The organism is Massilia sp. IC2-278, from assembly GCF_020708045.1.
GTDB lineage: Bacteria > Pseudomonadota > Gammaproteobacteria > Burkholderiales > Burkholderiaceae_D > Telluria.
In genome coordinates this window covers 1,020,561-1,044,741 of sequence record NZ_JAJFES010000001.1, presented here as the reverse complement: position 1 = coordinate 1,044,741, position 24,181 = coordinate 1,020,561, and the positions used below count along the sequence as shown (strand labels likewise).

Here is a 24,181-nt window from a genome sequence, read left to right as displayed (position 1 = left end):
GAGTCCAATTATAGCCACATGAAGGGGCCGGCGGGCAGTGCGCTGCCGCCAGCCCTGTTTGCCGGGGCCGCTGCCTCAGGCCGCGATGGCGCTGTGCGCCGCGCCCCCTGCCGCGCCTTGCGCCGCCATATGGCGGTTCACCGCCGACAGCACCGCGTGGAAGGAGGCGGTGACGATGTTGCTGTCGATGCCGGCGCCGAACAGGGTCGGGCCGTTCCCGACGCGCAGCTCGACATAGCAGGCCGCGCGCGCATTCGCGCCGGAGCCGATCGAATGCTCGTGGTAGTCCATCAGGCGGATGTCCAGGCCGAGCGCATTCACGAAGGCGTCGATCGGGCCGTTGCCGGCGCCGCGGCGCACCGACTGGACGCGCTCCTGCTGCGCCGTCACCTCGATCTGCACCGGCTGCTCGCCCGTGCTGTCTTCGGTCATGCGGTGCGACACGTAGCGCCACGGCGTCCGCTGTTCCAGGTATTCGCGCCCGAACAGGGCGTGGATGTCGCCCGCGGCGATTTCACGGCCGCTGCTGTCGGCCAGCTGCTGCACCACGCGCGAGAATTCGATCTGCAGGCGGCGCGGCAGTTGCAGGCCGTATTCCTGTTCGAGCAGGTAAGCCATGCCGCCCTTGCCCGACTGGCTGTTCACGCGGATCACGGCGTCGTAGCTGCGGCCGAGGTCCGCCGGGTCGATCGGCAAATACGGCACTTCCCAGATGGCGTCGGCCTTTTGCTGGGCGAAGCCCTTCTTGATCGCGTCCTGGTGCGAACCCGAGAAGGCGGTGAACACCAGGTCGCCCGCATACGGGTGGCGCGGGTGCACCGGCAACTGGTTGCATTCCTCGACCAGCTGGCGCACGGCGTCGATGTCGGAGAAGTCCAGGCCCGGGTGCACGCCTTGCGTGTACAGGTTCATGGCGAGGGTGACCAGATCGACGTTGCCGGTGCGTTCGCCATTCCCGAACAGGCAGCCCTCGACGCGGTCGGCGCCGGCCATCACGGCCAGTTCGGCCGCCGCCACGGCCGTGCCGCGGTCGTTGTGCGGGTGGACGCTGATGACCAGCGACTCGCGGTTGTTCAGGTTGCGGCACATCCATTCGATCTGGTCGGCGTACACGTTCGGCGTGCTCGCTTCCACCGTGGACGGCAGGTTCACGATCATCTTGTTCTCGGGCGTCGGCTGCCAGACGGCGCTCACCGCATCGGTGATCTGCTTCGAGAAATCGAGCTCGGTGGTGGAGAAGGATTCCGGCGAATACTCCAGGCCCCATTGCGTTTGCGGGTGCTGGGCGACGAGCTCCTTGATCAGGCGGGTGCCGTTCACGGCGATCTGCACGATCTCCTCGCGCTCCATGCCGAACACCACGCGGCGGAACACCGGCGCCACCGAGTTGTAGATGTGGACGATGGCGCGCTTGGCGCCGACGGCCGAGTCCACGGTGCGGCGAATCAGCTCGTCGCGCGCCTGGGTCAGGACGATGATGGTGACGTCGTCGGGAATGTGGCCGTCCTCGACCAGCATGCGCACGAAATCGAAGTCGGTCTGCGAGGCAGACGGGAAGCCGACTTCGATTTCCTTCAGGCCGATCTGCACCAGGGTCTGGAAGAAGCGCAGTTTCTTGTCGACGCTCATCGGCTCGATGAGGGCCTGGTTACCGTCGCGCAGGTCGGTGCTCATCCAGATCGGCGGCTGGGTGATGGTCTTGCCCGGCCACTGGCGGTTTTCCAATGGGACGGCGGCGAAGGGGCGGTATTTGGCGGATGGGTTGGTCAACATGATCGGTACTCCTGCTTGTGCTGTGAATGCGTGCCTGGAAGGCGTCGATGTGGCGGAGGCTGCCGGACGGGCCACGAACGCTAGGCCCGGCAACCGATCGGTAGTTTTAGCAGCAGGCGGAACACAGCGCGTGCGCCGGCTGGCAGGGTCGCGCCCTGGCGGATGATGAATGACGAGGAATTCTGAGGGACTGGCATCGTACAACTTCCTGTAACTACTTTTGGGGTTCCGGCAACGGTGGCCGGACTCGAACGCGACGGTCAGGCGCGTAGTAGTAGCAACGCTGGCGATAGCGCGCCGGCGAGCGGTAGGACAGTTAGCAGATGCAATTGGGTAGACATTGATATGACTGTAGGCCGAATATAGTTCGGTGTCAACCCTCGATTTTGAACAGGTGTTGCGCGAACGTGAATCTAGGACTGCGGCGGCTGGGTCAGGAAGATCCACGCAACCGTGATTACGACCATGCCGGTAGCCGTTACGCAGCTCCAGGTAAAGAACCAGGCCGACAGCAGAGTGGCCTGCAAGGCGCGCTCGAGCACGAAGCCCAGCACGAAGTCGAAGGCGGTGAGGAAGGACCAGCGCCGCAGGTAGATCGGAAGGTATTTGCTCATGCGCCGGTTGTGCTGGAAGGCGGCATGGCGCTCGATGGCCGTGCGCGCGCCGCCGACGTCCTTGAACAGCCAGTCGAAGAAGATGAAGCGGTAGAGCAGGGTGCAAAACGGCAGCTCCTCGGCCTGCTGTGCGGTCGTGGGCGGTGTGCGCTGTGGTTCCGGCGTGGTCGTCATGGTCGGCTTTCGTCCAGGGCGGGCAAACGAAACCCCAGTATGCCGGAAGCCGGGCAGGCGCTGCCCGGCAGTGTCAAACCGTGCGGAAACAAAATTCTGCGTGGCAGCGCTGCGTTGCAAGCAAGTCACGGCTGGGCAAATGCGGGGCGGGGCGCTAGGATGGCGGTTTTGTCCGGCTCGACCCTGCATGAACCCGCGCGACTCCACAACCACGCTCCAGTCACCCGTCCTCCTGCGCACCATCCGCGACACCGATCTCGACGCTGCGCTGCGTGTGCAGGCCGCATGCTATCCACCGGCGATGCAGGAGGCGGCGGATGTCGTGCTCGCCCGAATCCGTGCCGCCGGCGACACCTCCTTCGTGGCCGAGTGCGATGGCGAAGTCTGCGCCTATGTGTTCGCCTACCGCAGCCGGCAAGGCGCGGTAACGCCGCTGGATGCCCGTTTCGATGTCGCCGAGGACGGCGATACCCTGTACATCCACGACCTGTCGGTATCGCCCGCCGCCGCGGGGCGCGGCCTGGCGCGCTTGCTGGTGGAGCAGTTGCAGGCACTGGCGCGCGTACGAGGGCTGAGCAACTGCGCGCTGGTCTCGGTGCAGTCCTCGCAAGCCTTCTGGGAGCGCCTGGGTTTTCGCGCAACCGACTGCGCCGGCGAGGAGGCGCGCGTGGCCCTGGCGACCTACCCGCCGGTGGCGCTCTACATGTGCAGCGGGGCGTAGGCCTGCTGCGCGGGAAGTGCGCATCCTTGCTATAGTTCTTCCTTTCGCGCGCGGCGTACGCGAAGTACGCGCGCAGTCAACATCATTTGAGGAAGTAATGAAGAAGCACACGATCATCGCCGCCGCCATCCTGGCCGTCGCCGGAACCGCAACGGCCCAGGAAGTGGTCAAAATCGGCCACTCGGCCGCCGTTACCGGCCCCGTCTCCTACTTCGGCAAGGACACCGAAAACGGCGCCCGCATGGCGATCGAGGCCCTGAATGCGCGCGGCGTGACCATCGGCGGCAAGAAGGTGCGCTTCGAGCTGGTGGCCGAAGACGACGGCGGCGATCCGAAGCAGGCGACCAACGTGGCCCAGAAGCTGGTCGACGGCCGCGTGAACGGCGTGGTCGGCCACGAGACCTCGGGCACCACGATTCCCGCTTCGAAGATCTACAACCAGGCCGGCATCCCGCAGATTTCGCCGTCGAGCACCAGCCCGGTCTACACCAAGCAGGGCTTCAACACCGCCTTCCGCGTGGTGGCCAACGACGTGCAGCTGGGCCAGGCGCTGGGCCACTACGCCGTGCAGAAGATGAACGCGCGCCGCGTCGCCGTGATCGACGACCGCACCGCCTATGGCCAGGGCCTGGTGACCGAGTTCTCGAAAGGCCTGCGCGACCAGGGCGCCACCGTCGTCGCGCGCGAATTCACGCACGACAAGGCAAGCGACTTCAATGCGATTCTCACCAAGATCCGCGCCGCGAAACCGGACCTGGTCTTCTTCGGCGGCATGAGCGCCGTGGCCGGCCCGATGCTGCGCCAGATGAAGCAGCTCGGCATGAACGTCAAGATGATGGGCGGCGACGGCATCTGCTCGGACGAGATCCATAAACTGTCGGGTGGCGTGATGGCCGACGGCCAGGTGTTCTGCGCGGAAGCGGGCGGGGTGGACGCGGCCGGCAAGGCCGGCATGGACAAGTTCCGCGCCGACTACAAGAAGCGCTTCGGCATCGACGTCCAGATCAACGCGCCGTATGCCTACGACGCCGTGATGACGATGGCCGAAGCCATGGTCAAGGCCGGCTCCAGCGCACCGGCCAAGTACCTGCCGGTGCTGGCGAAGATCGAAACGAAGGGCGTGACCGGCCCGATCGCCTTCGATGCGCGAGGCGACATCCGCGACGGCACCATCACCCTGTACACCTTCAAGGGCGGCCGCCGCACCGTCCTCGCCGTCACCAAATAAGGCAGGGCGGGTTCCCGAACCCACCACGTCGGCATCGGGTAGGGTGGGTTCTCGAACCCACCATGACGCGACGCCGCGAACCCCCGCCGGTAGGGTGGGCTCTCGAGCCCACGCCGTCTCACCCCATGCCCATCGGCGACGGTCGCCGCGGCGCTCGCGTTACCAGTAGAGCGCCTTCATCAAACCCCAGCCTCATCCGCCACCCAGCGCGAGTCGACCCCTCGCACCCCAGCAGTAACAAGCCAAGAAAAGAATCAACCGCCACGAGCATCACATCAGAATAAAAATGTAACTAACCAACCAATAAAACACACCAAACCTATAACTCAACCGCCCCTGACTACGACCAGACTTACCACTCTCGAACAAGCCACCACGAAGAGAGGTCGGCACCCACCCAAAAACCAAACCGAGCGCACGGGCCATCCTCCGCCCGCGCGCCCGCTCCCAGCTTCAATTCACTGGCAACTGAAACTCGCCGCATCCTCCACGTTCCCACTCCCTTTGTACCGCGCCACCTTCGGATAGGGGCAGAGCGGCCGGCTACGCGCCGCCGACCACGCCGCCGGCAAGTCCGCATTCACCCCACCCGCATTCCCCGCACCGCGCGCACTGGCCAGCACGCTGTCCGGCGCCTGTCCTTTTTCGACCCAGTTCACCAGCGGCGTGAGCATGTCGAACTGGTCCAGCGCCGGCCCGCCCGAGCAGTGGTTCATCCCCGGCACCCGGAAGAAGCGCGCGAAGTTCGACGCATCGCCGCTGTTCGCCGTGCGCAGAGCCTCATACCACGCGGTGGTGTCGTCGCTCGAGAAGATCGGGTCGCTGGTGCCGTGGTAGACCAGCATCTTGGCGCCACGGTTCTTCAGCCTGGCCAGGTTGGCGCCGTCGGGCGGCGTCATGAAGCTCGTGCCGGATTCGGTGTAGGTGGCATTCGTCGCATTCACCCGCGCCAGCAGGCTTGCGAGATTCACGTTCAACACGAAGTCGCGCCCGTTGAAGGTGGCCGGGTCTTCCGGCGGCACCGCCCAGATGAACGCCGCCGCGCCCGAGTCGCGGTCGATCGGCGCGCCAAACTTCCAGCTCGCCCAGCCGTTCGTCCCGAACCCTGCATCGTACGGGAAGCTGGTATAGATCGTGGTGCCGCTCTCAGTCCTGGCGCCGGCAAACAGCGCCGCGATCCCGGTCTTCTGCGCGCTGCTGAGGCAAGTGCCGTCGCGCGTGCCGCTGCAGGTCGGCACGTCGCGCTCCAGGCTGAAGGCGGCCTGGCAGGCGCCGGTGTCCTGGACCAGTCCATCGGCCGCGCCATCGAGCGCATCGCACTTGCCCAGCACCGCATTCGACACCAGCGTACGCTCGGCCTGGGTAAAGCCGGTCGTCAGGTCGCCGGGCGTCGACGCCAGCGCGGCATAAGTCTTGGCGCCGGCGATGTTGGCCAGCGCCGCCAGCGGCAGCCGATACCCCGGGTTACCGGCCAGGTAGCCGTCGTACTGCTCGGCATAGCGCGCCGCCGCCACCATGGTGTGGCGTCCGCCGTTCGAGCAGCCGCCGATGTAGGAACGGTCCGGCGCCTTGCCATAGGCGACCGCGATCAGGCTCTTGGCTATCGGCGTCAGCTTGCCGACGGCCTGGTAGCCATAGTCGAGGCGCGCCTGCGGGTCGATGCCGAAGAAGGGCGTCGGCGCGCCATGCCCGGCGTCGGAACTGAGCACGGCAAAACCCTGGTTCAAGGCGTTGTCGAGCGGCCCGCCGCCGCCCACCGGGCCGGTTGCCGTGACCACGCTGCCATCGACGCCGCCGTTGGCCTGGTAGAAGAAGCGGCCGTTCCAGTTGCGCGGCAGGCGCATCTCGAAGCCGATGGCGTAGCTCTTGCCGTCCACCGGGCTGACGCGGCGGAACATCTGGCCCAGCACCTGGCAATGCGCGGCGACCGGCTTGCCGGCGATGGCCAGCGTGCCGGCGGCGATCTCGTTGGCGGCGGTGATGGTGGTGTCCGCGATGTTGACGCGCGTTGCCAGCTCGGTGCAGGCGCCCAGCGTGGCGCCGACGGCGGGGCTCAGTTGCGGCAGCTGGGCCACCGGTGGCGGCGCGGGAACGCCGGGCGGATCGTCGTGGTTGTTGCTGCCGCAGCCGGCAAGGCCGAGCAGGGCGAGGGTGGCGAGGCCAGCGAGGTGGGTGGTGTGGATGATCTTCATGCGCGTTGTCTCCTGTCGTGAAACCGAATGGATTTGCAAAACGTCGGGACGAACCGGCCCGCGCAGCCCATCGAATGGGCTGCGGCAGGCCTGCACTGCGGGGAAAGGGACTACACGAGCCTTAGTCGGGCATCACGTCCTTGAGCGTGCCGATCGGCTGGTTCACCAGCTTGCCGTTGACTTTCTTGACTTCGCGGATGTACATGTTCTGTACGATGTCGCGGGTCTTCGGGTCGATGGAGATGGGCCCGCGCGGGCTGTTCCACTTCATGCCCGACAGGGTCTTGACGGCGGCGTCGCCGGTGACCTTGCCATTGAGTCGGCGCACGGTCTCGTAGATCATGCCCATGGTGTCGTAGGCGGCCACGGTGACGAAGGTCGGCGCCGGACGGTTGGGATTGGCCTCGGCATACGCCTTGAGGAAGCTTTTATTCGCGTCGTTGTCCAGTGCCGTCGAATAGTTCAGGACCGTGACGGCGCCCAGCGCGCGCTCGCCCAGCGCTTCCAGGGTCGGCGAATCGCTGGTCATGTCGCCCACGCCCAGGAACTTGATGCCGGCCTTGTCCAGGCCCTTGTCGGAGAAGGCTTTCAGCAGGCCCGCGCCGTCTTCCGCGCCGGGGGCGAAGAAGAACAGCGCGTCCGGCTTCTGGTCCTTCACGCGCTGGACAAAAGGCGAATAGTCGGGATTCGCCAGCGGCACGCGCGAGGAGCCGACGATCTTGCCGCCGCCTTCCTGCAAGCCCTTGGCGAATTTCGCTTCCGCGTCGTGGCCGGTGCTGTAGTCGGTGACCAGCGAGTACACGTTGCTGATCTTGTTCTTCGCGGTCCAGGTGCCGAAAGGTTCGGTCATCTGTTGCATCGTCATCGAGGTGCGCAGCATGTAGGGCGACTTGGCCGTGATGCCGGTGGTGACCGCGTTCATGACGATCATCGGGGTCTTGCCCTGGGTCGCCACCGGCGCCACTGCCAGCGCGCTCGGCGTCAGCGAAAAGCCGATCAGGAAGTTCACCTTCTCGCGCCCTATCAGCTCCTGCGCGGCGCGCTTGGAGAGCTCGACGTTGCTGCCGCCGTCGTCGCGGTAGATGATCTGCACCTTCTTGCCGGCCACCGTGTCGCCATGCTGCTTCATGTAGGTCTTGATACCGTCCTCGAACGGCTTGCCGATGTTGACGAAGGGGCCGGTCAGGGCGGCGATGACGCCGATCTTGATGGTGTCGTCCTGGGCATATGCGCTGCCGCCCGCGAAAGAAAATGCCAATCCGATGCAAGCCAGGGTCTTCAGTTTCATGTCGTCTCCAGTTTGTCGTAGTTATTGATGCTTGTCTTTATGCCGCAACGATCGTGTGTGGCGCCGCCCCGTCGTACAGCGCCTCGACCAGTGCCGCGCGCCGGTTCAGCACCGCCGCCTGGTTGATCGATCCCTTGTCGGTCAGCTCGCGGTGGTCGATCGACGGCGGCTCGGCCAGCAGCAGCAGGCGCTCGATGCGCATCGAGGAACCGCTGGCGCCGACGTTCAGCTTGTCGAGCAGCGCCTTGAAATGATGTCGCACCGGCTCGCTGGCCAGCACGTCCTCGACCGGCGAACCGGCAGGCAAGCCGGCCAGCTCGCAGCAGTGGTCCAGGCGCGGGAACACCATCAGGCCGATGCTGCTGCGGTTGATGCCCGTGACCACCGCGTCCTGCACGTAGGGCGCACCCTGGCTGATCACGCGCGCCCGCAGCGGGCCGACGCTGACGAAGGTGCCCGAGCTGAGCTTGAAGTCCTCGGCGATGCGGCCGTCGAACATGAATCCCAGCGCCGGCTGCGCGGGGTCGACGAAGCGCAGGGCGTCGCCGGTACAGTAGTAGCCGTCCGCGTCGAAGGCTTCGGCCGTGAGGTGCGGCGCGCGCCAGTAGCCGGGCGTCACGTGCGGGCCGTGGAAGCGCGCCTCGAGCTTGTCGCCGATCGGCACCAGCTTGACCTTGCAGCCCGGCGCCGGCACGCCGACGTAACCGGCTTTCACAATCGGCCCGGTGCCGAAGGTGCAGGACGGCGAGGTCTCGGTCATGCCCAGGCCGGTCATGATGCGGATGGTTTCGCCGGCGCGCTGCAGGGCGACGCGGTCGAGATGGTCCCAGCAGGCCTGCGACAGCCCGGCGCCGGCGCAGAAGAACAGCTTCACGCGCGAGAAGAAGTTGGCGGCCAGCTCATCGTCGGTTTCCAGCGCCTCGGCCAGCATCTCCCAGCCGGCGGGGATGTTGAAGTAGACGGTCGGCGCGATCTCGCGCAAATTGCGCAGCGTGCCCTCGAACTCGCGGCGGGTCGCACGGCCGTCGTCGATGTAGAGCGTGCCGCCGTTGTACAGCACGATGCCGACGTTGTGGCTGCCGCCGAAGGTATGGTTCCAGGGCAGCCAGTCGAGCAGGGTTGGCGGGTCCATGCCCAGGAAGGGGAAGGTCTGCAGCAGCATCTGCTGGTTACTGCAGAGCATACCGTGGGTGGTGATCACGGCCTTCGGCTTCTTGGTCGAGCCCGAGGTGAACAGGAACTTGGCGATGGTCTTCGGGCCGACTTGCGCGTTGCGGGCGTCGATGCCGGCCGGCTCGGTAGCGAGCAGCGAAGCAAAGCTTGTCGCCGTGCGCCCGCTTACCGCGCCATCGGCCAGGATCAGTTCCACGCCATCGGGCAGCACGGCGTCGATGGCGCGTGCATACGCTGCGCCGTCGGAAGCATAGATGGCGCCGGGCGTCAGCTGCTCGATCAGGTCGCGCAGCTTGGCCGGGTCGGTCGCCACCAGCGAATAGGCCGGCGATAGCGGAGAATAGGGCACGCCCGCATACATGGCGCCCAGCGCCAGCTGGAAGTGTTCGAGGTCGTTCCCGGACAGGATCACCAGCGGACGCTCCGCCGATAGACCGCGGTCGAGCAGCGCCTGGCCGATGCGGCGTGCGCTGTCCAGCACCTGGGCATACGATAGGCGTATCCATTCGCCATCCGCCCCGCGGCGCGCCACCAGGGTGCGCTCGGGGTGCGCGCGCGCACCGTCGACCAGGCGGTCGGTAAAGCGCTGCGGCACGGGTTGCAGCGGCGTGACGGCGTCCACGTGCCAGGTGCCATCCACCTGGTACGCTGCGACCTCGGGGTGCCCGAGCTCGACGTGCCGCCGTTTCGTGGTTTGACCCACCTCGCTGCTGCCGCCTTCCACAATCGATGATAGTGTCATGGCGGCCTCCGCTCAGATCGGGAAGTGACGCGGAGTGGTCTGGACCGTGATCCAGCGCAGGTCGGTGAACTCGGCAATCGCCGCCTTGCCGCCGAAGCGCCCGTAGCCGCTGCCTTTCACGCCGCCGAAGGGCATCTGCGCCTCGTCGTGCACGGTGGGGCCGTTGATGTGGCAGATGCCCGATTCGATGCGCTGGGCCACGGCCATGGCGCGGCCGATGTCGCGGCTGAACACCGCCGACGACAAACCGTATTCGCTGTCGTTGGCCAGGCGGATCGCTTCCTCGTCGCTGTCGAAACGCAGCACCAAGACGATCGGGCCGAAGGATTCTTCCTGGTAGACCAGCATCTCCGGCGTCACCTTGTCGACGATCGCCGGCTGCATGATGTTGCCGTCCACGCCTTCGCCGGATTGCGTGACAGTGGCGCCGCGGGTGCGCGCGTCCTGCAGCATGGCGTCCACGCGCAGGGCTGCGCTCGGGTCGACCATGCCGGCCAGCGGCGCGTCGGCGCGGGCCGCCTTCAGGGTGGCGGTCTTGGCGGCGAGCTTGGCGACAAAGGCATCGGCCACCTTGGCATCGACCAGGATGCGGTCTGCCGACATGCAGATCTGGCCCTGGTTGAAGAAGGCGGAGAAGGCGGCCGCTTCCACGGCGGCGTCGAGGTCGGCGTCGTCCAGCACCACGACCGGGTTCTTGCCGCCCAGTTCCAGCAGCACCGGCTTCAGGTATTTGGCGGCGGTCTGCGCGATGATGCGGCCGACCTTGGTCGAGCCGGTGAAGTTCACGCGGCGCACGGCCGGTGCGGCGATCAGGCGCTCGACGATGGCCGGCGCGTCGTCCGGCGCGTTGGTGATCACGTTGACCACGCCTGGCGGGAAGCCGGCGTCGACGAACACCTGGCCGATCAGGCGGTGCAGGGCCGGGCACAACTCGGACGCTTTCAGGATCACGGTATTGCCGCAGGCGAGCGGCATGGCGACCGCGCGCGTGCCCAGGATGACCGGCGCATTCCAGGGCGCGATGCCGACCACCACGCCGCAGGCCTGGCGCACGCCCATGGCGAGCGAACCCGGCACGTCGGACGGGATGACTTCGCCGGCGATTTGCGTCGTCATCGACGCCGCTTCGCGCAGCATGTTGGCGGCCAGGGTCACGTTGAACTGGTACCACACCGGCGCGCCGCCGGCTTCCTCGACGGCGGCTTCGACGAACTGGCCGCGCAGGGCTTCCATCTTGTCGGCGGCTTTCAGGAGCAAGGCGCGGCGGGCGCCCGGCTGCATGGCAGACCAGGCCGGGAAGGCGGCTTGCGCGGCGGCGATGGCGGCGGCGACGTCGTCGAGCGTGGCGGCCGGGGCGCGGGTGGCGACGTCGCCGGTGGCGGGATTGTGGCGTTCGAAGCTGGCGCCGTTGGAGGCGGGGCGCGACTCGCCGTTGATCAGCAGATCGGTCTGGAACATCAGAGGTCTCCTCTGTTATCGGATAGAAGGCGGCCTCTGCCGTGCAGGGCCGCCGCCATTATTATTGTTTTGTTCTTAATACGCGACTTTATTTATTAGCCACGTTTATAGGTCTGCAGCCCTGGTTTGATGGTCTTGTCATCCAGGAACTGCTTCAGGCCTTCCTTGCGGCCTTTTTCCGGGTCGCGGTAATTCGACTGGTCAGTCTTGGCGTACAGGTAGTCCTCGCCTTGCTCCCAGGTCAGTTCGCGGGCGCGCTTGAAGCCGATCTTGGCGTAACGCAGCACCACCGGGTTCTTCTCCAGCAGTTTATTCGCCAGCTCGATCACGGCTTCGCGCAGCTGTTCCTTCGGCACGCTCTTGTTGATCAGCCCCATGGCGGCGGCTTCCTTGCCGGTGAAGGTGTCGCCGGTCATGATGTAGTGCAGGGCGTTGCGGTGGCCCATGGTGTCGGCCACGGCCTTGCTTACCAGGTTGCCGGGCGGGATGCCCCAGTTCACTTCGGACAGGCCGAACACGGCGTCGTCGGCGGCAATCGCCAGGTCGCAGGCCACCAGCGGAGAAAACGCACCGCCGAAGCACCAGCCGTTGACCATGGCGATGGTCGACTTGCTGTACATGCGCAGCAGTTTCCATTGCCACTGCGAGCAGTCGCGGCGGATGCGTTCCTGGGTGATCTCGGGCTTGCCGTCGGTTTCGCGGAAATACTCTTTTAAGTCCATCCCGGCGGTCCAGGCGTCGCCAGCGCCGGTGAGGACGATGACCTGGGCATCGTCGTCGAGCTCGAGGGTTTCGAGCACGTCGATCATCTCGCGGTTCAGCGTCGGGCTCATCGCGTTGCGCTTCTCCGGGCGGTTCAGGGTGATCCAGCCGATACCGTTCTCTACATCCACTTTGACGGTTTGCCAGCGTGCTTCGTATTTGGACATACAATGTCTCCTCGGTAGTAAATTTGTTATCAGGCTGCCTGATATGTGGCTTATACTATACGGGCCTGATCGGCTTTACAAGTAGCTTTTTATGAACACTGCAAAAAAATTATCGCCCGTCCCGAAGACCTCGAAACCGACCAGCCTGGCTTATCTCGTTGGCCGCCTCGACCACATCCTGAAACAGCGCCTGCGCGATAGCCTGGCGCCCTGCGGCCTCTCGGTGCCGCAGTACACGGCGCTGTCGGTATTCCGCGCGCATGGTTCGCTGTCGAATGCGCAACTGGCCGCACGCACGATGACGTCGCCGCAGTCGGCCAACGAGATGGTCAAGCAGATGGAAGTGAAGGGCTGGATTGCGCGCACGCCGGACCCGGCGCATGGCCGCATCATCCAGATCAGCCTGACCGAATCCGGGCAGTCGGTGTTGGCCGAGTGCGATGCGCACGTGGCCGAGCTGGAGCGGCTGATGTTTGCGGACCTGGACGAGGACGCGAAGGCGACGCTGCAGGCGCAGCTGCGCGGGGCGGTCAGGGCGCTGAGCGTGCAGGGGCTGTAGCCCCGAATGCACACTAGCCTCTGACGATACCGGCTCCGGTTGCGCGTGCGGTTGCGTACTCGGGGTGCTCGAACAAATCCGGCTCATCGAGGAAGCGCGTCGCCCATTCGACCGTGTCATTGCCCCAGAAGACCTGCCCGCGCAGCACCAGCGTAGGCACACCGAACACGCCCTGGTCGATGGCCTGCTGCGTGTTCGCGACCAGCCGCTGCTTCACTTCCGGCCTGGCGACCCGTTCCGCAGCATCGCCGGCGCCGAGCCGCTCGGCCAGCGCATCGAACTCCAGCTCCGGATCGCGCCCCTCGCCAAACACGAAGCCGAAGGCCTGCCCGATCACGTCATCGCCGGCCTCCAGCGCCACCATCAGCCGCTGCGCCGCCAGCGGATTGAAAGGATGACGCGGCGGCATCCGGAAGGGAATCCCCTGCACACCGGCCTGCCACACGCAATACTGGTAGGTATGCAGCCGCTTCGGCGCCGTCTCCGCCGGCCCCTTGGTGCCCCAGTGCTTCAGCATGCCCGCAAACAGCACCGGCACCGGCTCGATCCGCAGCCGCTCGCGCAGCGGCGCCAGGGAATGAAAATGCAGGTAAGCGAAGGGCGAAATCAAATCGTAGTACCAGAGCGCGCGTTCCATGTCGGCGCCCTCAGCCGGCCAGCCCGAGATCGGTCGCCGCCTGCTCGCGCAGCAGATACTTCTGGATCTTGCCGGTTACCGTCATCGGAAACTGCGTGACGAAGCGGATATGGCGCGGGATCTTGTAGTGCGCGATCTGCCCCTTGCAGAACTCGCGGATCTCCTCGGCCTCGGCTTCCATCCCGGGCCGCAGGATGATGCAGGCGCACAGCTCCTCGCCGAACTTCGCATCCGGCACGCCGACGCACTGCACGTCCAGCACTTTCGGGTGCTTGTACAGGAATTCCTCGATCTCGCGCGGGTAGATGTTCTCGCCGCCGCGAATGACCATGTCCTTGGCGCGGCCGACGATGGTGGCAAAACCGTTCTCGTCGATCACGGCCAAATCGCCCGTGTGCATCCAGCGCGCCGCGTCGATCGTCTCGCGGGTCTTTTCCTCGTCGCCCCAGTAGCCGAGCATCACCGAGTAGCCGCGCGTCAGCAGCTCGCCCTTCACGCCGCGCAGCACGATGCGCCCGTCGGCGTCGACGATCTTGACTTCCAGGTGCGGGTGCACGCGGCCGATGGTCGATACGCGCAAATGCACCGGGTCGTCGGTCGAACTCTGGAAGCTGACCGGCGAGGTCTCGGTCATGCCATAGGCGATCGTGATCTCGGACAGGTGCATGCGCTCGATTACCCGGCTCATCACCTCGGCCGGGCAGGGCGAGCCGGCCATGATGCCGGTGCGTAGCGTCGACAGGTCGTATTGCGCGAAATCCGGATGGTCGAGCAGGGCAATGAACATCGTTGGCACGCCATGCAGGCCGGTGCAGCGCTCGGCCTGCACGGTTTCCAGCACCGACTTCGGCTCGAAGCCTTCGCCCGGGAACACCATCGTCGCGCCATGCGTCACGCAGGCCAGGTTCCCCAGCACCATGCCGAAGCAGTGGTAGAGCGGCACCGGGATGCACAGGCGGTCGATGTGCGTCAGCTTCATCGCCTCGCCGATGAAGAAGCCATTGTTCAGGATATTGTGGTGGGTGAGCGTGGCGCCTTTCGGCGACCCCGTGGTGCCCGAGGTGAACTGGATGTTCACCGGGTCATCGAACTGCAGCGCCGCGCCAAGGCTGGCCAGCTGCGCCAGTTGATCTGCACTCGGTTCGACCATCAAGTCGCCGAAGCTCAGCATGCCGGGCGTGCGCTCGCTGCCCAAGCGGATCACATGGCGCAGCTGCGGCAGCTTTTCCGAGCGCAGCTGCGACGGCGCCGCATCCCGCACTTCAGGCACCACGTCCTGCACCATGCCGATGTAGTCGCTGGTCTTGAAGACGGGCGACAGGATCAGGGCCGAACACTGCACCTTGCCCAGCACGTATTCGAGTTCCGAGCGGCGGTAGGCCGGGTTGATGTTCACCATGATCAGGCCGGCGCGGGCGGTGGCGAACTGCACCAGCACCCATTCGGCGCAGTTCTGCGACCAGATGCCGACGCGGTCGCCGGGTTCCAGGCCCAGCGCCAGCAAGCCGGCGGCCAGGCGCGTCACGCGCTCATTAAATTCGCGGTAAGTCCAGCGCACATCCTGGTGCGGGACGACCAGGGCGTCGTTATCGGCATGGCGCGCCGCGATGTTGGTGAGGAAGTCGCCGATGGTGTCGCCGATGAGCGGCACGTCGTGCGCGCCATGGACGTAGCTGGGCAGGGGCTGCATGGTTGTCTCCATATCCTTGTCGTTGTCTATGGTGTGCCGTCGTATCGGTCTGTGCGATGCATACGGCAATGCCCCGCAGGCGCAGGGCATCGGGCCGCCGCGCCCGCATGGAAGCGCGGCGGCCCGTTTGCTTATGCTACAGCTTACACCACCGGCTTGCGCGGTGGGATGGGCGCCTCCTGCGGCAGCAGGCCTTCGGCCAGCAGCGCTTCCCAGAACGCGGCCGGAATCTGGACATCCATCAACGCGGCATTGCGCTTCAGGTGCTGCGGGCTGCTGGCGCCGGGAATGGTCGCGGCCACTACCGGATGGGCCAGGCCGAACTGCAGCGCCGCCGCCGGCAAGTCGACGCCGTGCTCGGCGGCCACCTTGCGCAGGCGCTCGCGCAGCGCGTGCTGCTCGGGCTTGGCCGGCTGGTAATCGTAATGCTCGCCGCCGGCGAGGAAGCCGGAGTTGAACGGCCCGCCGATCACCACGCTGGCGCCGCGCGCTTCGCACAGCGGGAAGAATTCCTGCAGCGGCGTGGTTTCCATCAGCGTGTAGCGGCCGGCCAGCAGGAAGATGTCCGGGTCGGACTGCTGCAGCGCGCGCATGCAGGGCTCGATCGTGTTCACGCCCATGCCCCAGCCTTTAATAACGCCTTCCTCGCGCAGCTTGACCAGGCCTTCGAAGGCGCCGTTCCTGCCGGCGGCGATGCCGAAGTGATGCTCGAACTCGGCCTGGGGCAGGGCGTCGGGCGAGAGATCGTGCACGTAGACGATGTCGATGTGGCCCAGCGCCAGGCGCTGCAGGCTGTCTTCCACCGCGCGGCGCACGCCGTCCGCCGTGTAGTCGAGCACGCGCTTGAAGGGCAGCGAGCCGACGAAAGGCGCCGCAATCTCCCCGGGACCGTGCGGCACCAGCAGGCGGCCGACCTTCGTCGAGAGCGTAAACTCCTCGCGCTTGCGGCGGCGCAGGGCCTGGCCGAAGCGGTGCTCGGACAGGCCGGCGCCATAGTGCGGCGCCGTGTCGAAATAGCGGATGCCCGCTTCCCATGCGGCGTCGACGGTGGTCATGGCCGCCTCGTCGCTCGTGGTGTGGTACATGTCGCCCAGCCCGGTGCCACCCAGGCCCAGGCGCGTGATCGGTCGATAGCGTTGGTTCACCCTTGTTCCTTTCGTGTTCGGATAGTCGGTGGGGCCGCCTTGCTGCCCCGCTGACTTATGCTACACCGCTCCAGCATGGCGGCTGGCACGGTTGGCCGGGAGCGGGGTGCGAGGACGCGCGCGCCGTGCCGGCCCGGTAAGCCGAGTGCGAAAGCTTGCCTGGAAAACAACGGCAACGTAGACTCTGGCTTCCGACCACCCGGCGCCACGCCGCACCGGGTTCACGCACACCTCGAAACCTATGAACAGAACGATCGCCGCATGCGCCGGCTTGCTCCTCCTGGCCGGCGCCTCTCACGCCAGCGCCGCCGACCTGCCCAAGCTCCAGTTCTCCCACGGCGACTGGGAAATCGCCTGCGACAACACGCGCACCTGCCGTGCCGCCGGTTACTACATCGGCAGGAGCGGCGAGGACGACAGCGAATCCGAACCGCTGGCGGTGTCGGTGCTCCTGACCCGCAAGGCCGGACCGAACGCTCCCGTGCAGGGCGAAGTACAGTTCGGCACCTACATGGACGACGACACCGCCAAATCCCTGCCCAAGACGCTGGCGCCGACGATGAAGATCAACGGCAAGGCCTACGGCAAGCTCATGGTGCCGGAAGAGGACTGGACCGTCGGCCTGTCTCCGGCCCAGACCCAGGCCCTGCTGGCCGCGCTCACGCGCGTCAGCAAGATCGAATGGACCGACGGCGCCCGCACCTGGCGCTTGTCCGACGCGGGTGCGGCGGCGGTGCTGCTCAAGATGGACGAGTTCCAGGGCCGCATCGGCACGCCCGGCGCCGTGATGCGCAAGGGCGCGAAGCCCGAGAGCAGCGTCTTGCCCGCCCTGGCCGAACCCGTGGTGGTGGTCCCGGCGCTCGACGACAAAGCGATCAACCTGCCAAAGGAGCGCATCGCCGCCTTGCGCAAGGCCCTGCAGGTGGACGACGAAACGTGCACGGAATCGACGGATAGCGAGGGCAAACCCGCCGACATCAGCGTAAGCCGCCTGACGGGCGGCAAGCTGCTGGCCTCCATGCTCTGCTGGCGCGGAGCCTACAACGAGGGCTATGCCTACTGGGTCGTCAACGCGAATCCTCCGTATGCGCCGCAGCTGGTCACGACCGCCGGCTCAGAGTACGAGGGCGGCACCATCAGCGGCTCGCACAAGGGACGCGGCCTGGGCGACTGCTGGGCGTACGAAGCCTGGACCTGGGACGGCAGGCGCTTCGTCCAGACCAGCGAGGGCGATACGGGCGATTGCCGGATGGTGGCGCCGGGCGGCGCCTGGTCGCTGCCGGTGGTGGTGGCGACCGTGCGCAAGGCGGGAGAGGCGGGAGGAAAGGCCCAGCCCTGAGTCCCGCACGCGGTGCCCTGGACACGGGCACCGCCATACCACGGCTGGGCTCGTGTCCGGATGTCAGACCTGACCCTGGCTGTTTCTCCGGCTATTTCCAGCTTATTGCTTGCCCGGGTCCTTCATGTTCGGGAACTGGTCGAACTCGACGTTGTAGGGTTCGCCGTTCACCTTCTCGACCTTGCGCACGTACACCGTCTGCACCACATCGCGCGTGGCCGGGTCGATGCTGATCGGGCCGCGCGGGCTGGCGATCTTCATGCCTTTCAGGACCGCCATCGCCTTGTCGCCGTCGATCTTGCCGCCCAGTTTATTGCTGACCTGGTAGATCGCGTTCATGCCGTCATACGCCGCCACGGCCATGAAGTTCGGACGGCCGCCCTGCGGGTTGGTGGCGGCGAAGTTCTTCAAAAAGGCGTCGTTCTCGGGCGACTTGTGCGCGGCCGAGTAGTGGAAGGTGGTGATCACGCCCAGGGTGTTGTCGCCCATCGCCGGCAGCACGTGGTCGTCGGTCAGGTCGCCGGTGGCGATGACCTTGATGCCGGCAGCGGCCAGGCCGCGCTCGCGGTAGCCCTTCATGAAGGCGATGCTTTGCTCGCCGGCCGGCACGAACACGAACACGGCGTCTGGCTTGGCGTCCTTGATGCGCTGGATGAAGGGCGCGAATTCCGGGTTGCGCAGCGGGACGCGGATCGCCTCGACGATCTTGCCGCCGTTTTTCACCAGGCGGTCGCTGAAGGCCTTTTCGGCGTCGATGCCGGGGCCGTAGTCGGCCACCACCGTCGCCACGTTCTTGATTTTGTTCTTCAGCGCCCAGTCGCCCATCGGCGCCGAGATCTGCGGCAGCGTCATCGAGAAGCGCGCGATGTAGTCGGACTTCGTGGTGATGATCGAGGTGGCGGCGTTCATGATGATCATCGGCTTCTTCGCCTGCTGCGCGATCGGGGCCACGGCCAGCGCTTCCGGCGTCAGGCCGAAGCCGGCCAGGAAATCGACCTTGTCGCGCACCACCAGTTCCTGGGCCAGGCGCTTGGCGATCTCCGGCGAGGGGCCGGTGGTGTCCTTGTAGATGATCTGGATCTTCTTGCCGGCGACGCTGTCGCCATGCTGGGCCATCCAGGCCTTGATACCGCCCTGCATCTGCTTGCCGTAGTCGGCGAAGGGACCCGAGAAGGAGGCGATCACGCCCACCTTGATGGTGTCCTGGGCCCAGGCCGCAGGTGCGGCAAACGTGGTGGCAAAGGCGGTGGCTACGGCGAGCGCCGCGATGGTCTTCGATTGCATGCTTATCTCCTGTCGGTTGGTCTGCTTGTCGTCTGCTTGTCGTCTATGTGCGCGCCGGCGATGTCGTCGCCATGTCGCAACCTCATCAAAAAATGACTCAAGCATATTGTTGACAAGGTTACGTGACAACAATAGTATCGTTTTAGCGTTCGATTAACAACCTCTTGTTCGGTAATCGCACACGCCATACCAATAAACCCATGGAGACAACATGAAGAACGTCCTGTCCAGCGCCGCCGCGCTGATGTGCGGCCTTGCCGCCGCCGCAAGCACTTCTGCCCACGCCCAGACCTCGGTCCAGGTTTACGGTATCGTCGACAGCGGTGTCGCCCACCTGACCAACGTCAACGCCGCCGGCGATTCCAACACCAAGGTGCCGTCGCTGACCAGTTCCTTCCCCTCGCGCATCGGCTTCAAGGGCACCGAGGAGCTGGGCGGTGGACTGCAGGCGTTCTTCGTGCTGGAAAGCGGCCTGGCCATGGACAACGGCTCGTCCCAGCAGGGCGGGCGCATGTTCGGCCGCGCCGCGCAGGTCGGGCTGAAGGGCGACTGGGGCATCCTGACCCTGGGCCGCCAGAACAACATGACCTATATTTCGGGCCTGAAGACCGACGTCCTCGGCCCGCACCTGTTCGCCATCGGCAGCATCGACCCCTACCTGCCGAACGCGCGCAGCGACAACGCCATCGGCTACATGGGCAACTTCAATGGCGTCGTGGTGGGTGCCACCTACAGCTTCGGGCGCGATGCCTCCGCCGCCGGCGGACCGGCCGCCACCAACTGCGCCGGCGAAGTGGCGGGCAATTCGAAGGCCTGCCGCCAGTACACGGCGCTGCTCGGCTACGAGAACAAGCAGTGGGGCCTGAACGCCTCCTACGACCGCCTGAACGGCAACACCGGCGCAGCCGGCGGCTTGACCAGCGCGAACAACACCGACATCCGCACCACCGTCAACGGCTACCTGATGATCGGCCCGACCAAGATCGGCGGCGGTGCCATCGACCGCGAAACCAATGCGGCCACCGGCCAGACCGAGTCGCTGCTGTGGTACCTGGGCGTGAGCCACCCGGTCAACAATTTCGTGATCGACGTCCAGGCGGCGGCGCGCAACACGAAGAACTCCGACGACGACGTCACCATGCTGGTGGCGCGCCTGAGCTACGCGCTGTCGAAGCGCACCGTGCTGTACACGGCAGTCGGCCGCATGGACAACGATGGCGCTTCGGCAGTGGCGCTGGATGCGGGCGGCACGGTGGGTGCGGGCAAGACGCAGAATGGAGTGATGCTGGGGCTGCGGCACCACTTCTGATTTACAGGCTACGGTGCTGGCTGGTGGGTTCGAGAACCCACCCTACGGTACTTCTGATGGCACCGCGATGGTGTTGTCGTTCGTAGTTCGTAGGGTGGACTCCCGAGTCCACGCTGTCGTACCTGTGCACATCGCTAAGCGTGACATGACCGGATCCTGCATGCAGGCCTGCCTATGCATGCATGTCGAGATGCACGCGCAGTACTGCATGCGGGCCTGCCTATGCATGCATGTCGAGATGCACGCGCAGTACCGCGTGGACTCGGGAGTCCACCCTACGAACTGCAGACGCATTTCGAGATGCATGCGCAGTACCGCGTGGGCTCGAGAGCCCACCCTACGAACGTCCGACTACCATTAGGGCAGCAGCACCGACAGCTCCTGCGCCCCGCGCAGCAGCACCGGCAGGAACTCCCCCTGCATCCGCTCCACGCTGACGCGGGCCGCCTGCGCCCCCACGTTCAGCGCCGCGACCACCTGGCCGGAGGCGCCGCGCACCGGCACCGAGATCGAGCGCAGGCCCAGTTCCAGTTCCTCGTCGTTGATCGCATAGCCGCTTTGCCGCACGCCGGCCAGGATCTCGCGCAGGCGCTTCTGCGTGGTGACGGTCTTGTCGGTCATCGCCTTCAGGCGGGTCCTGGCGAAGTAGGCGTTCAGCTCGTCCGGCGCCAGGTGGGCCAGCATCACTCGGCCCAGCGAGGTGCAGTAGGCAGGCAGGCGGCTGCCGGTGTTCAGGGCCACCGACATCACGCGCGTGGTGGCGGCGCGCGCCACGTACAGGACTTCGCCGTCGTCGAGCACGGCGAGCGAACTCGATTCGCCCAGCTCGCGGCTGATGTTGTTCAGGTAGGGCTGGCTCGACACGGTGAGCGGCGTCGACGACAGGTAGGAGTAGCCGAGGGTCAGCACCTTGGGCCGCAGCGAGAAGTTGTTGTGCTCGGCGTCGACGTAGCCGAGCTGCTGCAGCGTGTACAGGCAGCGGCGCACGGCGGCGCGCGGGATGCCGGTCTTCTGGCTGATCTGGGCGATGGTCTGGGGCTTGCGCGAGTCGCTGAAGGCCTGCACCACGGCCAGGCCGCGCGCCAGCGAGGTCATGAAACTGGGATCGGTCAGGGCGTCGATCTGCTCGGCGATGCTGAGTTCGCGCTCCTCGCCGGCGTCGAGTGTCTCCGGGCTGTCGGCCTCGTTGTTGGTGATCGCAATATTTGTCATGGCGGGATTGTAATGCAGTGGGGTGCGCTTCGATTGGTCTTTTTTCTTGACCTTTCGGCCACGCTACTACTACACTGCGTTGGGCGGTAATCAAACAATAGTTCGATTATCGAACAACGGCAACATCATTTCAAGTGGGCCGGATGGTTCTGGCCCCAAGGCGGAGACATGATCGACAAAACCTACCAATCGCTGGAGCGTGCCGTCGCCGACGTGCACGACGGGGCGACCGTCATGATCGGCGGCTTCGGCAATGCGGGCATGCCGGCGCAGCTGATCGACGCCCTCATCGCGCAGGGCGCGCGTGATCTCACGATCGTCAACAACAATGCCGGCAACGGCGACACGGGCCTGGCCGCACTGCTGGCCGCCAAACGGGTACGCAAGATTATCTGCTCCTTCCCGCGCCAGACCGATTCCTACCACTTCGACGCCCTGTACCGCGCCGGCGAAATCGAACTCGAACTCACCCCGCAGGGCAACCTGGCCGAACGCATCCGCGCCGCCGGGGCCGGCATCGGCGGCTTCTTCACGCCCACCGGCTACGGCACGCTGCTGGCCGAGGGCAAGGAAACGCGCCTGATCGACGGCCGCCACTACGTGCTGGAAGCGCCGATTCACGCCGACTTCGCATTAATTAAAGCGCACCGCGGCGACCGCTGGGGCAACCTCGTGTACCGCAAGACCGCACGCAACTTCGGCCCGATCATGGCGATGGCCGCCAAGATCACCATTGCCCAGGTAGCGGAAATCGTGCCGCTGGGCGAACTCGATCCGGAAGTCATCGTCACCCCGGGCATCTTCGTCCAGCGCGTCGTGAAGGAGGCAGCATGACCATCGAAACGCGTTTCACCCGCGACCAGATCGCCGCGCGCGTGGCCCAGGACATCCACGAAGGCGCCTACGTGAACCTCGGCATCGGCCTGCCGACCAAGGTGGCCAACTACCTGCCGGCGGACCGCGAAGTCTTCCTGCACAGCGAGAACGGCCTGCTCGGCATGGGCCCGGCTCCGCTTGAAGGCGAGGAAGACGAAGACCTGATCAACGCCGGCAAGCAGCCGGTCACCATCCTCACCGGCGGCGCCTATTTCCACCATGGCGATTCGTTTGCCATGATGCGCGGCGGCCACCTCGACATCTGCGTGCTGGGCGCCTTCCAGGTCTCGGAAAAGGGCGACCTGGCCAACTGGCACACCGGCGCGCCGGATGCGATTCCGGCCGTGGGCGGCGCGATGGACCTCGCCATCGGCGCCAAGCAGGTATTCGTGATGATGGACCACCAGACCAAGACCGGCGAGAGCAAGGTGGTCCGGCAATGCACTTATCCGCTTACCGGCGTGGCCTGCGTGAACCGCATCTATACCGACCTGGCCGTCCTCGACGTCACCCCGCATGGCCTGCGCGTGCGCGAAATGGCGCCGGGCCTGAGCCTTTACGAACTGCAGGCTGTTACCGCGGCGCCTTTGCTGCCGCCTGAATCAGGAGACCCAGCATGACCGACGCTTTCATTTGTGACGCCATCCGCACCCCGATCGGCCGCTACGGCGGCGCACTGAAGGACGTGCGGGCCGACGACCTCGGCGCCATCCCGCTGCGCGAACTCATGTCGCGCAATCCTTCCGTCGACTGGACGCAGGTCGACGACGTGATCTACGGCTGCGCCAACCAGGCCGGCGAAGACAACCGCAACGTCGCCCACATGGCCTCGCTGCTGGCCGGCCTGCCGCCAGACGTTCCGGGCACCACCGTCAACCGCCTGTGCGGCTCGGGCATGGACGCCATCGGCATCGCCGCGCGCGCCATCAAGGCCGGCGAGACGCAATTAATGATCGCCGGCGGCGTCGAATCGATGACGCGCGCGCCTTTCGTCATGGGCAAGGCGGATTCCGCCTTCTCGCGCCTGGCCACGATCTACGACACCACCATTGGCTGGCGCTTCCCGAACAAGCAGATGAAGCACCTGTACGGCACCGATTCGATGCCGGAAACGGCCGAGAACGTGGCGGTCGACTACCAGGTGTCGCGTGAAGACCAGGACCGCTTTGCCCTGGCCAGCCAGCAGAAGGTGGCGCGCGCGCAGAAGGAAGGCCTGTTCGCGGACGAGATCGTGCCGGTCCTGATTCCGCAGAAAAAAGGCGACCACATCAAGTTCGAGCACGACGAGCATCCGCGCGAGACCAGCCTCGAGGCGCTGGCCAGGCTGAAGGGCGTGGTGCATCCGGAAGGAACGGTTACCGCGGGTAACGCATCGGGTGTGAACGACGGCGCCTGCGCCGTGCTGATCGCCAGCGGCGAAGCGGCGGCCAAACATGGCCTGACGCCGCGTGCCCGCATCGTCGGCATGGCCACGGCCGGCGTGCCGCCACGCGTGATGGGCATCGGCCCGGCGCCGGCGTCGAAGAAGCTGCTGGCCCAGCTGAATATGACCATCGACCAGATGGACATCATCGAGCTCAATGAAGCCTTCGCATCGCAAGCCTTGGCCGTGTTGCGCGAACTCGGCGTTGCCGACGATGATCCAAGAGTGAACCCTTACGGCGGCGGCATCGCCCTGGGCCACCCGCTGGGCATGAGCGGCGCGCGCCTGGTGACCACGGCGATGTACCAGCTGCACCGTACCGGCGGGCGCTACGCGCTGTGCACGATGTGCATCGGCGTGGGGCAGGGCATCGCCATGGTCATCGAGCGCGTCTGATCCACCCGCAACCACAAGA

The 24,181-nt window shown here is 66.0% G+C and carries 20 protein-coding genes; 8 read left to right on the top strand and 12 right to left on the bottom strand.

Annotation, left to right across the window (positions count from 1 at the left end; translation table 11 throughout):
• Positions 1 to 75: 75 nt before the first annotated feature.
• Together leuA and LK540_RS04550 are read right to left on the bottom strand one after the other, a co-directional pair.
• Entirely contained in the window at positions 76 to 1,776 is a 1,701-nt protein-coding gene (gene leuA / locus LK540_RS04555; protein ID WP_229435927.1) for a 2-isopropylmalate synthase, read from the bottom strand.
• Positions 1,777 to 2,186: 410 nt separating this feature from the next.
• Complete coding sequence (locus tag LK540_RS04550) at positions 2,187 to 2,561, bottom strand: hypothetical protein (RefSeq protein ID WP_229435837.1); 375 nt, start codon at positions 2,559 to 2,561, stop codon at positions 2,187 to 2,189.
• Here LK540_RS04550 and LK540_RS04545 point away from each other — a divergent pair.
• Together LK540_RS04545 and LK540_RS04540 are read left to right on the top strand one after the other, a co-directional pair.
• Entirely contained in the window at positions 2,560 to 3,282 is a 723-nt protein-coding gene (locus tag LK540_RS04545; RefSeq protein ID WP_307729151.1) for a GNAT family N-acetyltransferase, read from the top strand. The genes LK540_RS04550 and LK540_RS04545 overlap by 2 nt on opposite strands.
• A 97-nt stretch (positions 3,283 to 3,379) precedes the next feature.
• A complete protein-coding gene (locus LK540_RS04540) occupies positions 3,380 to 4,510 on the top strand; it encodes a branched-chain amino acid ABC transporter substrate-binding protein (RefSeq protein WP_229435835.1) in 1,131 nt (376 codons plus the stop codon).
• A 458-nt stretch (positions 4,511 to 4,968) separates the two neighbouring features.
• Here the strand turns inward: LK540_RS04540 and LK540_RS04535 are convergent, their stop codons facing one another.
• From LK540_RS04535 to LK540_RS04515, 5 genes are all read right to left on the bottom strand, one after another.
• Positions 4,969 to 6,702, bottom strand: coding sequence for a tannase/feruloyl esterase family alpha/beta hydrolase (locus tag LK540_RS04535; protein ID WP_229435834.1), 1,734 nt, complete (start codon positions 6,700 to 6,702; stop codon positions 4,969 to 4,971).
• 121 nt (positions 6,703 to 6,823) lie between these two features.
• Positions 6,824 to 7,990 (bottom strand): ABC transporter substrate-binding protein, encoded by a 1,167-nt coding sequence (locus LK540_RS04530; protein WP_229435833.1) that lies wholly within the window; start codon positions 7,988 to 7,990, stop codon positions 6,824 to 6,826.
• Positions 7,991 to 8,027: 37 nt separating this feature from the next.
• On the bottom strand, positions 8,028 to 9,905 hold the full coding sequence (locus LK540_RS04525) for a feruloyl-CoA synthase (RefSeq protein ID WP_229435832.1): 1,878 nt from the start codon (positions 9,903 to 9,905) through the stop codon (positions 8,028 to 8,030).
• 12 nt (positions 9,906 to 9,917) lie between these two features.
• On the bottom strand, positions 9,918 to 11,363 hold the full coding sequence (locus tag LK540_RS04520) for an aldehyde dehydrogenase (protein ID WP_229435831.1): 1,446 nt from the start codon (positions 11,361 to 11,363) through the stop codon (positions 9,918 to 9,920).
• Between the two features lie 95 nt (positions 11,364 to 11,458).
• Complete coding sequence (locus LK540_RS04515) at positions 11,459 to 12,292, bottom strand: p-hydroxycinnamoyl CoA hydratase/lyase (protein WP_229435830.1); 834 nt, start codon at positions 12,290 to 12,292, stop codon at positions 11,459 to 11,461.
• A 91-nt stretch (positions 12,293 to 12,383) separates the two neighbouring features.
• Here LK540_RS04515 and LK540_RS04510 point away from each other — a divergent pair, with 91 nt between their 5' ends.
• Positions 12,384 to 12,851: a MarR family winged helix-turn-helix transcriptional regulator gene (locus LK540_RS04510; protein ID WP_229435829.1), complete on the top strand. Its 468-nt coding sequence runs from the start codon at positions 12,384 to 12,386 to the stop codon at positions 12,849 to 12,851.
• Positions 12,852 to 12,864: 13 nt separating this feature from the next.
• On the opposite strand, the gene LK540_RS04505 is transcribed toward LK540_RS04510, so the two are convergent.
• The 3 genes from LK540_RS04505 to LK540_RS04495 form a co-directional block, all read right to left on the bottom strand.
• Positions 12,865 to 13,488: a 2-hydroxychromene-2-carboxylate isomerase gene (locus LK540_RS04505; RefSeq protein ID WP_229435828.1), complete on the bottom strand. Its 624-nt coding sequence runs from the start codon at positions 13,486 to 13,488 to the stop codon at positions 12,865 to 12,867.
• A gap of 10 nt (positions 13,489 to 13,498) precedes the next feature.
• Complete coding sequence (locus LK540_RS04500) at positions 13,499 to 15,178, bottom strand: AMP-binding protein (RefSeq protein WP_229435827.1); 1,680 nt, start codon at positions 15,176 to 15,178, stop codon at positions 13,499 to 13,501.
• A 143-nt stretch (positions 15,179 to 15,321) separates the two neighbouring features.
• Positions 15,322 to 16,323 carry an aldo/keto reductase gene (locus LK540_RS04495; RefSeq protein WP_229435826.1) on the bottom strand — a complete coding sequence of 334 codons (1,002 nt, stop codon included), beginning with the start codon at positions 16,321 to 16,323 and terminating at the stop codon, positions 15,322 to 15,324.
• 241 nt (positions 16,324 to 16,564) lie between these two features.
• Here LK540_RS04495 and LK540_RS04490 point away from each other — a divergent pair, with 241 nt between their 5' ends.
• A complete protein-coding gene (locus LK540_RS04490; protein WP_229435825.1) occupies positions 16,565 to 17,662 on the top strand; it encodes a DUF1176 domain-containing protein in 1,098 nt (365 codons plus the stop codon).
• A 102-nt stretch (positions 17,663 to 17,764) separates the two neighbouring features.
• Here the strand turns inward: LK540_RS04490 and LK540_RS04485 are convergent, their stop codons facing one another.
• Entirely contained in the window at positions 17,765 to 18,946 is a 1,182-nt protein-coding gene (locus LK540_RS04485) for an ABC transporter substrate-binding protein (RefSeq protein WP_229435824.1), read from the bottom strand.
• A gap of 211 nt (positions 18,947 to 19,157) precedes the next feature.
• Between LK540_RS04485 and LK540_RS04480 the strand changes: the two genes are divergently transcribed.
• On the top strand, positions 19,158 to 20,255 hold the full coding sequence (locus tag LK540_RS04480) for a porin (protein WP_229435823.1): 1,098 nt from the start codon (positions 19,158 to 19,160) through the stop codon (positions 20,253 to 20,255).
• Between the two features lie 357 nt (positions 20,256 to 20,612).
• Here the strand turns inward: LK540_RS04480 and LK540_RS04475 are convergent, their stop codons facing one another.
• Positions 20,613 to 21,467 carry an IclR family transcriptional regulator C-terminal domain-containing protein gene (locus tag LK540_RS04475; RefSeq protein ID WP_229435822.1) on the bottom strand — a complete coding sequence of 285 codons (855 nt, stop codon included), beginning with the start codon at positions 21,465 to 21,467 and terminating at the stop codon, positions 20,613 to 20,615.
• A 168-nt stretch (positions 21,468 to 21,635) separates the two neighbouring features.
• On the opposite strand from LK540_RS04475, the gene LK540_RS04470 reads away from it, so the two are divergent.
• Genes LK540_RS04470 through pcaF form a run of 3 tightly spaced genes read left to right on the top strand, consistent with a single transcriptional unit; the run spans position 21,636 to position 24,162 of the window.
• A complete protein-coding gene (locus tag LK540_RS04470; protein ID WP_229435821.1) occupies positions 21,636 to 22,301 on the top strand; it encodes a 3-oxoacid CoA-transferase subunit A in 666 nt (221 codons plus the stop codon).
• Positions 22,298 to 22,963, top strand: a complete 666-nt coding sequence (locus tag LK540_RS04465; protein ID WP_229435820.1) for a CoA transferase subunit B — start codon at positions 22,298 to 22,300, stop codon at positions 22,961 to 22,963. Before LK540_RS04470 ends, LK540_RS04465 begins: the two co-directional genes overlap by 4 nt.
• The gene (pcaF, locus tag LK540_RS04460) at positions 22,960 to 24,162 is read left to right on the top strand and encodes a 3-oxoadipyl-CoA thiolase (RefSeq protein ID WP_229435819.1); all 1,203 of its coding nucleotides are present in this window, start codon (positions 22,960 to 22,962) and stop codon (positions 24,160 to 24,162) included. Before LK540_RS04465 ends, pcaF begins: the two co-directional genes overlap by 4 nt.
• Positions 24,163 to 24,181 lie beyond the last annotated feature (19 nt).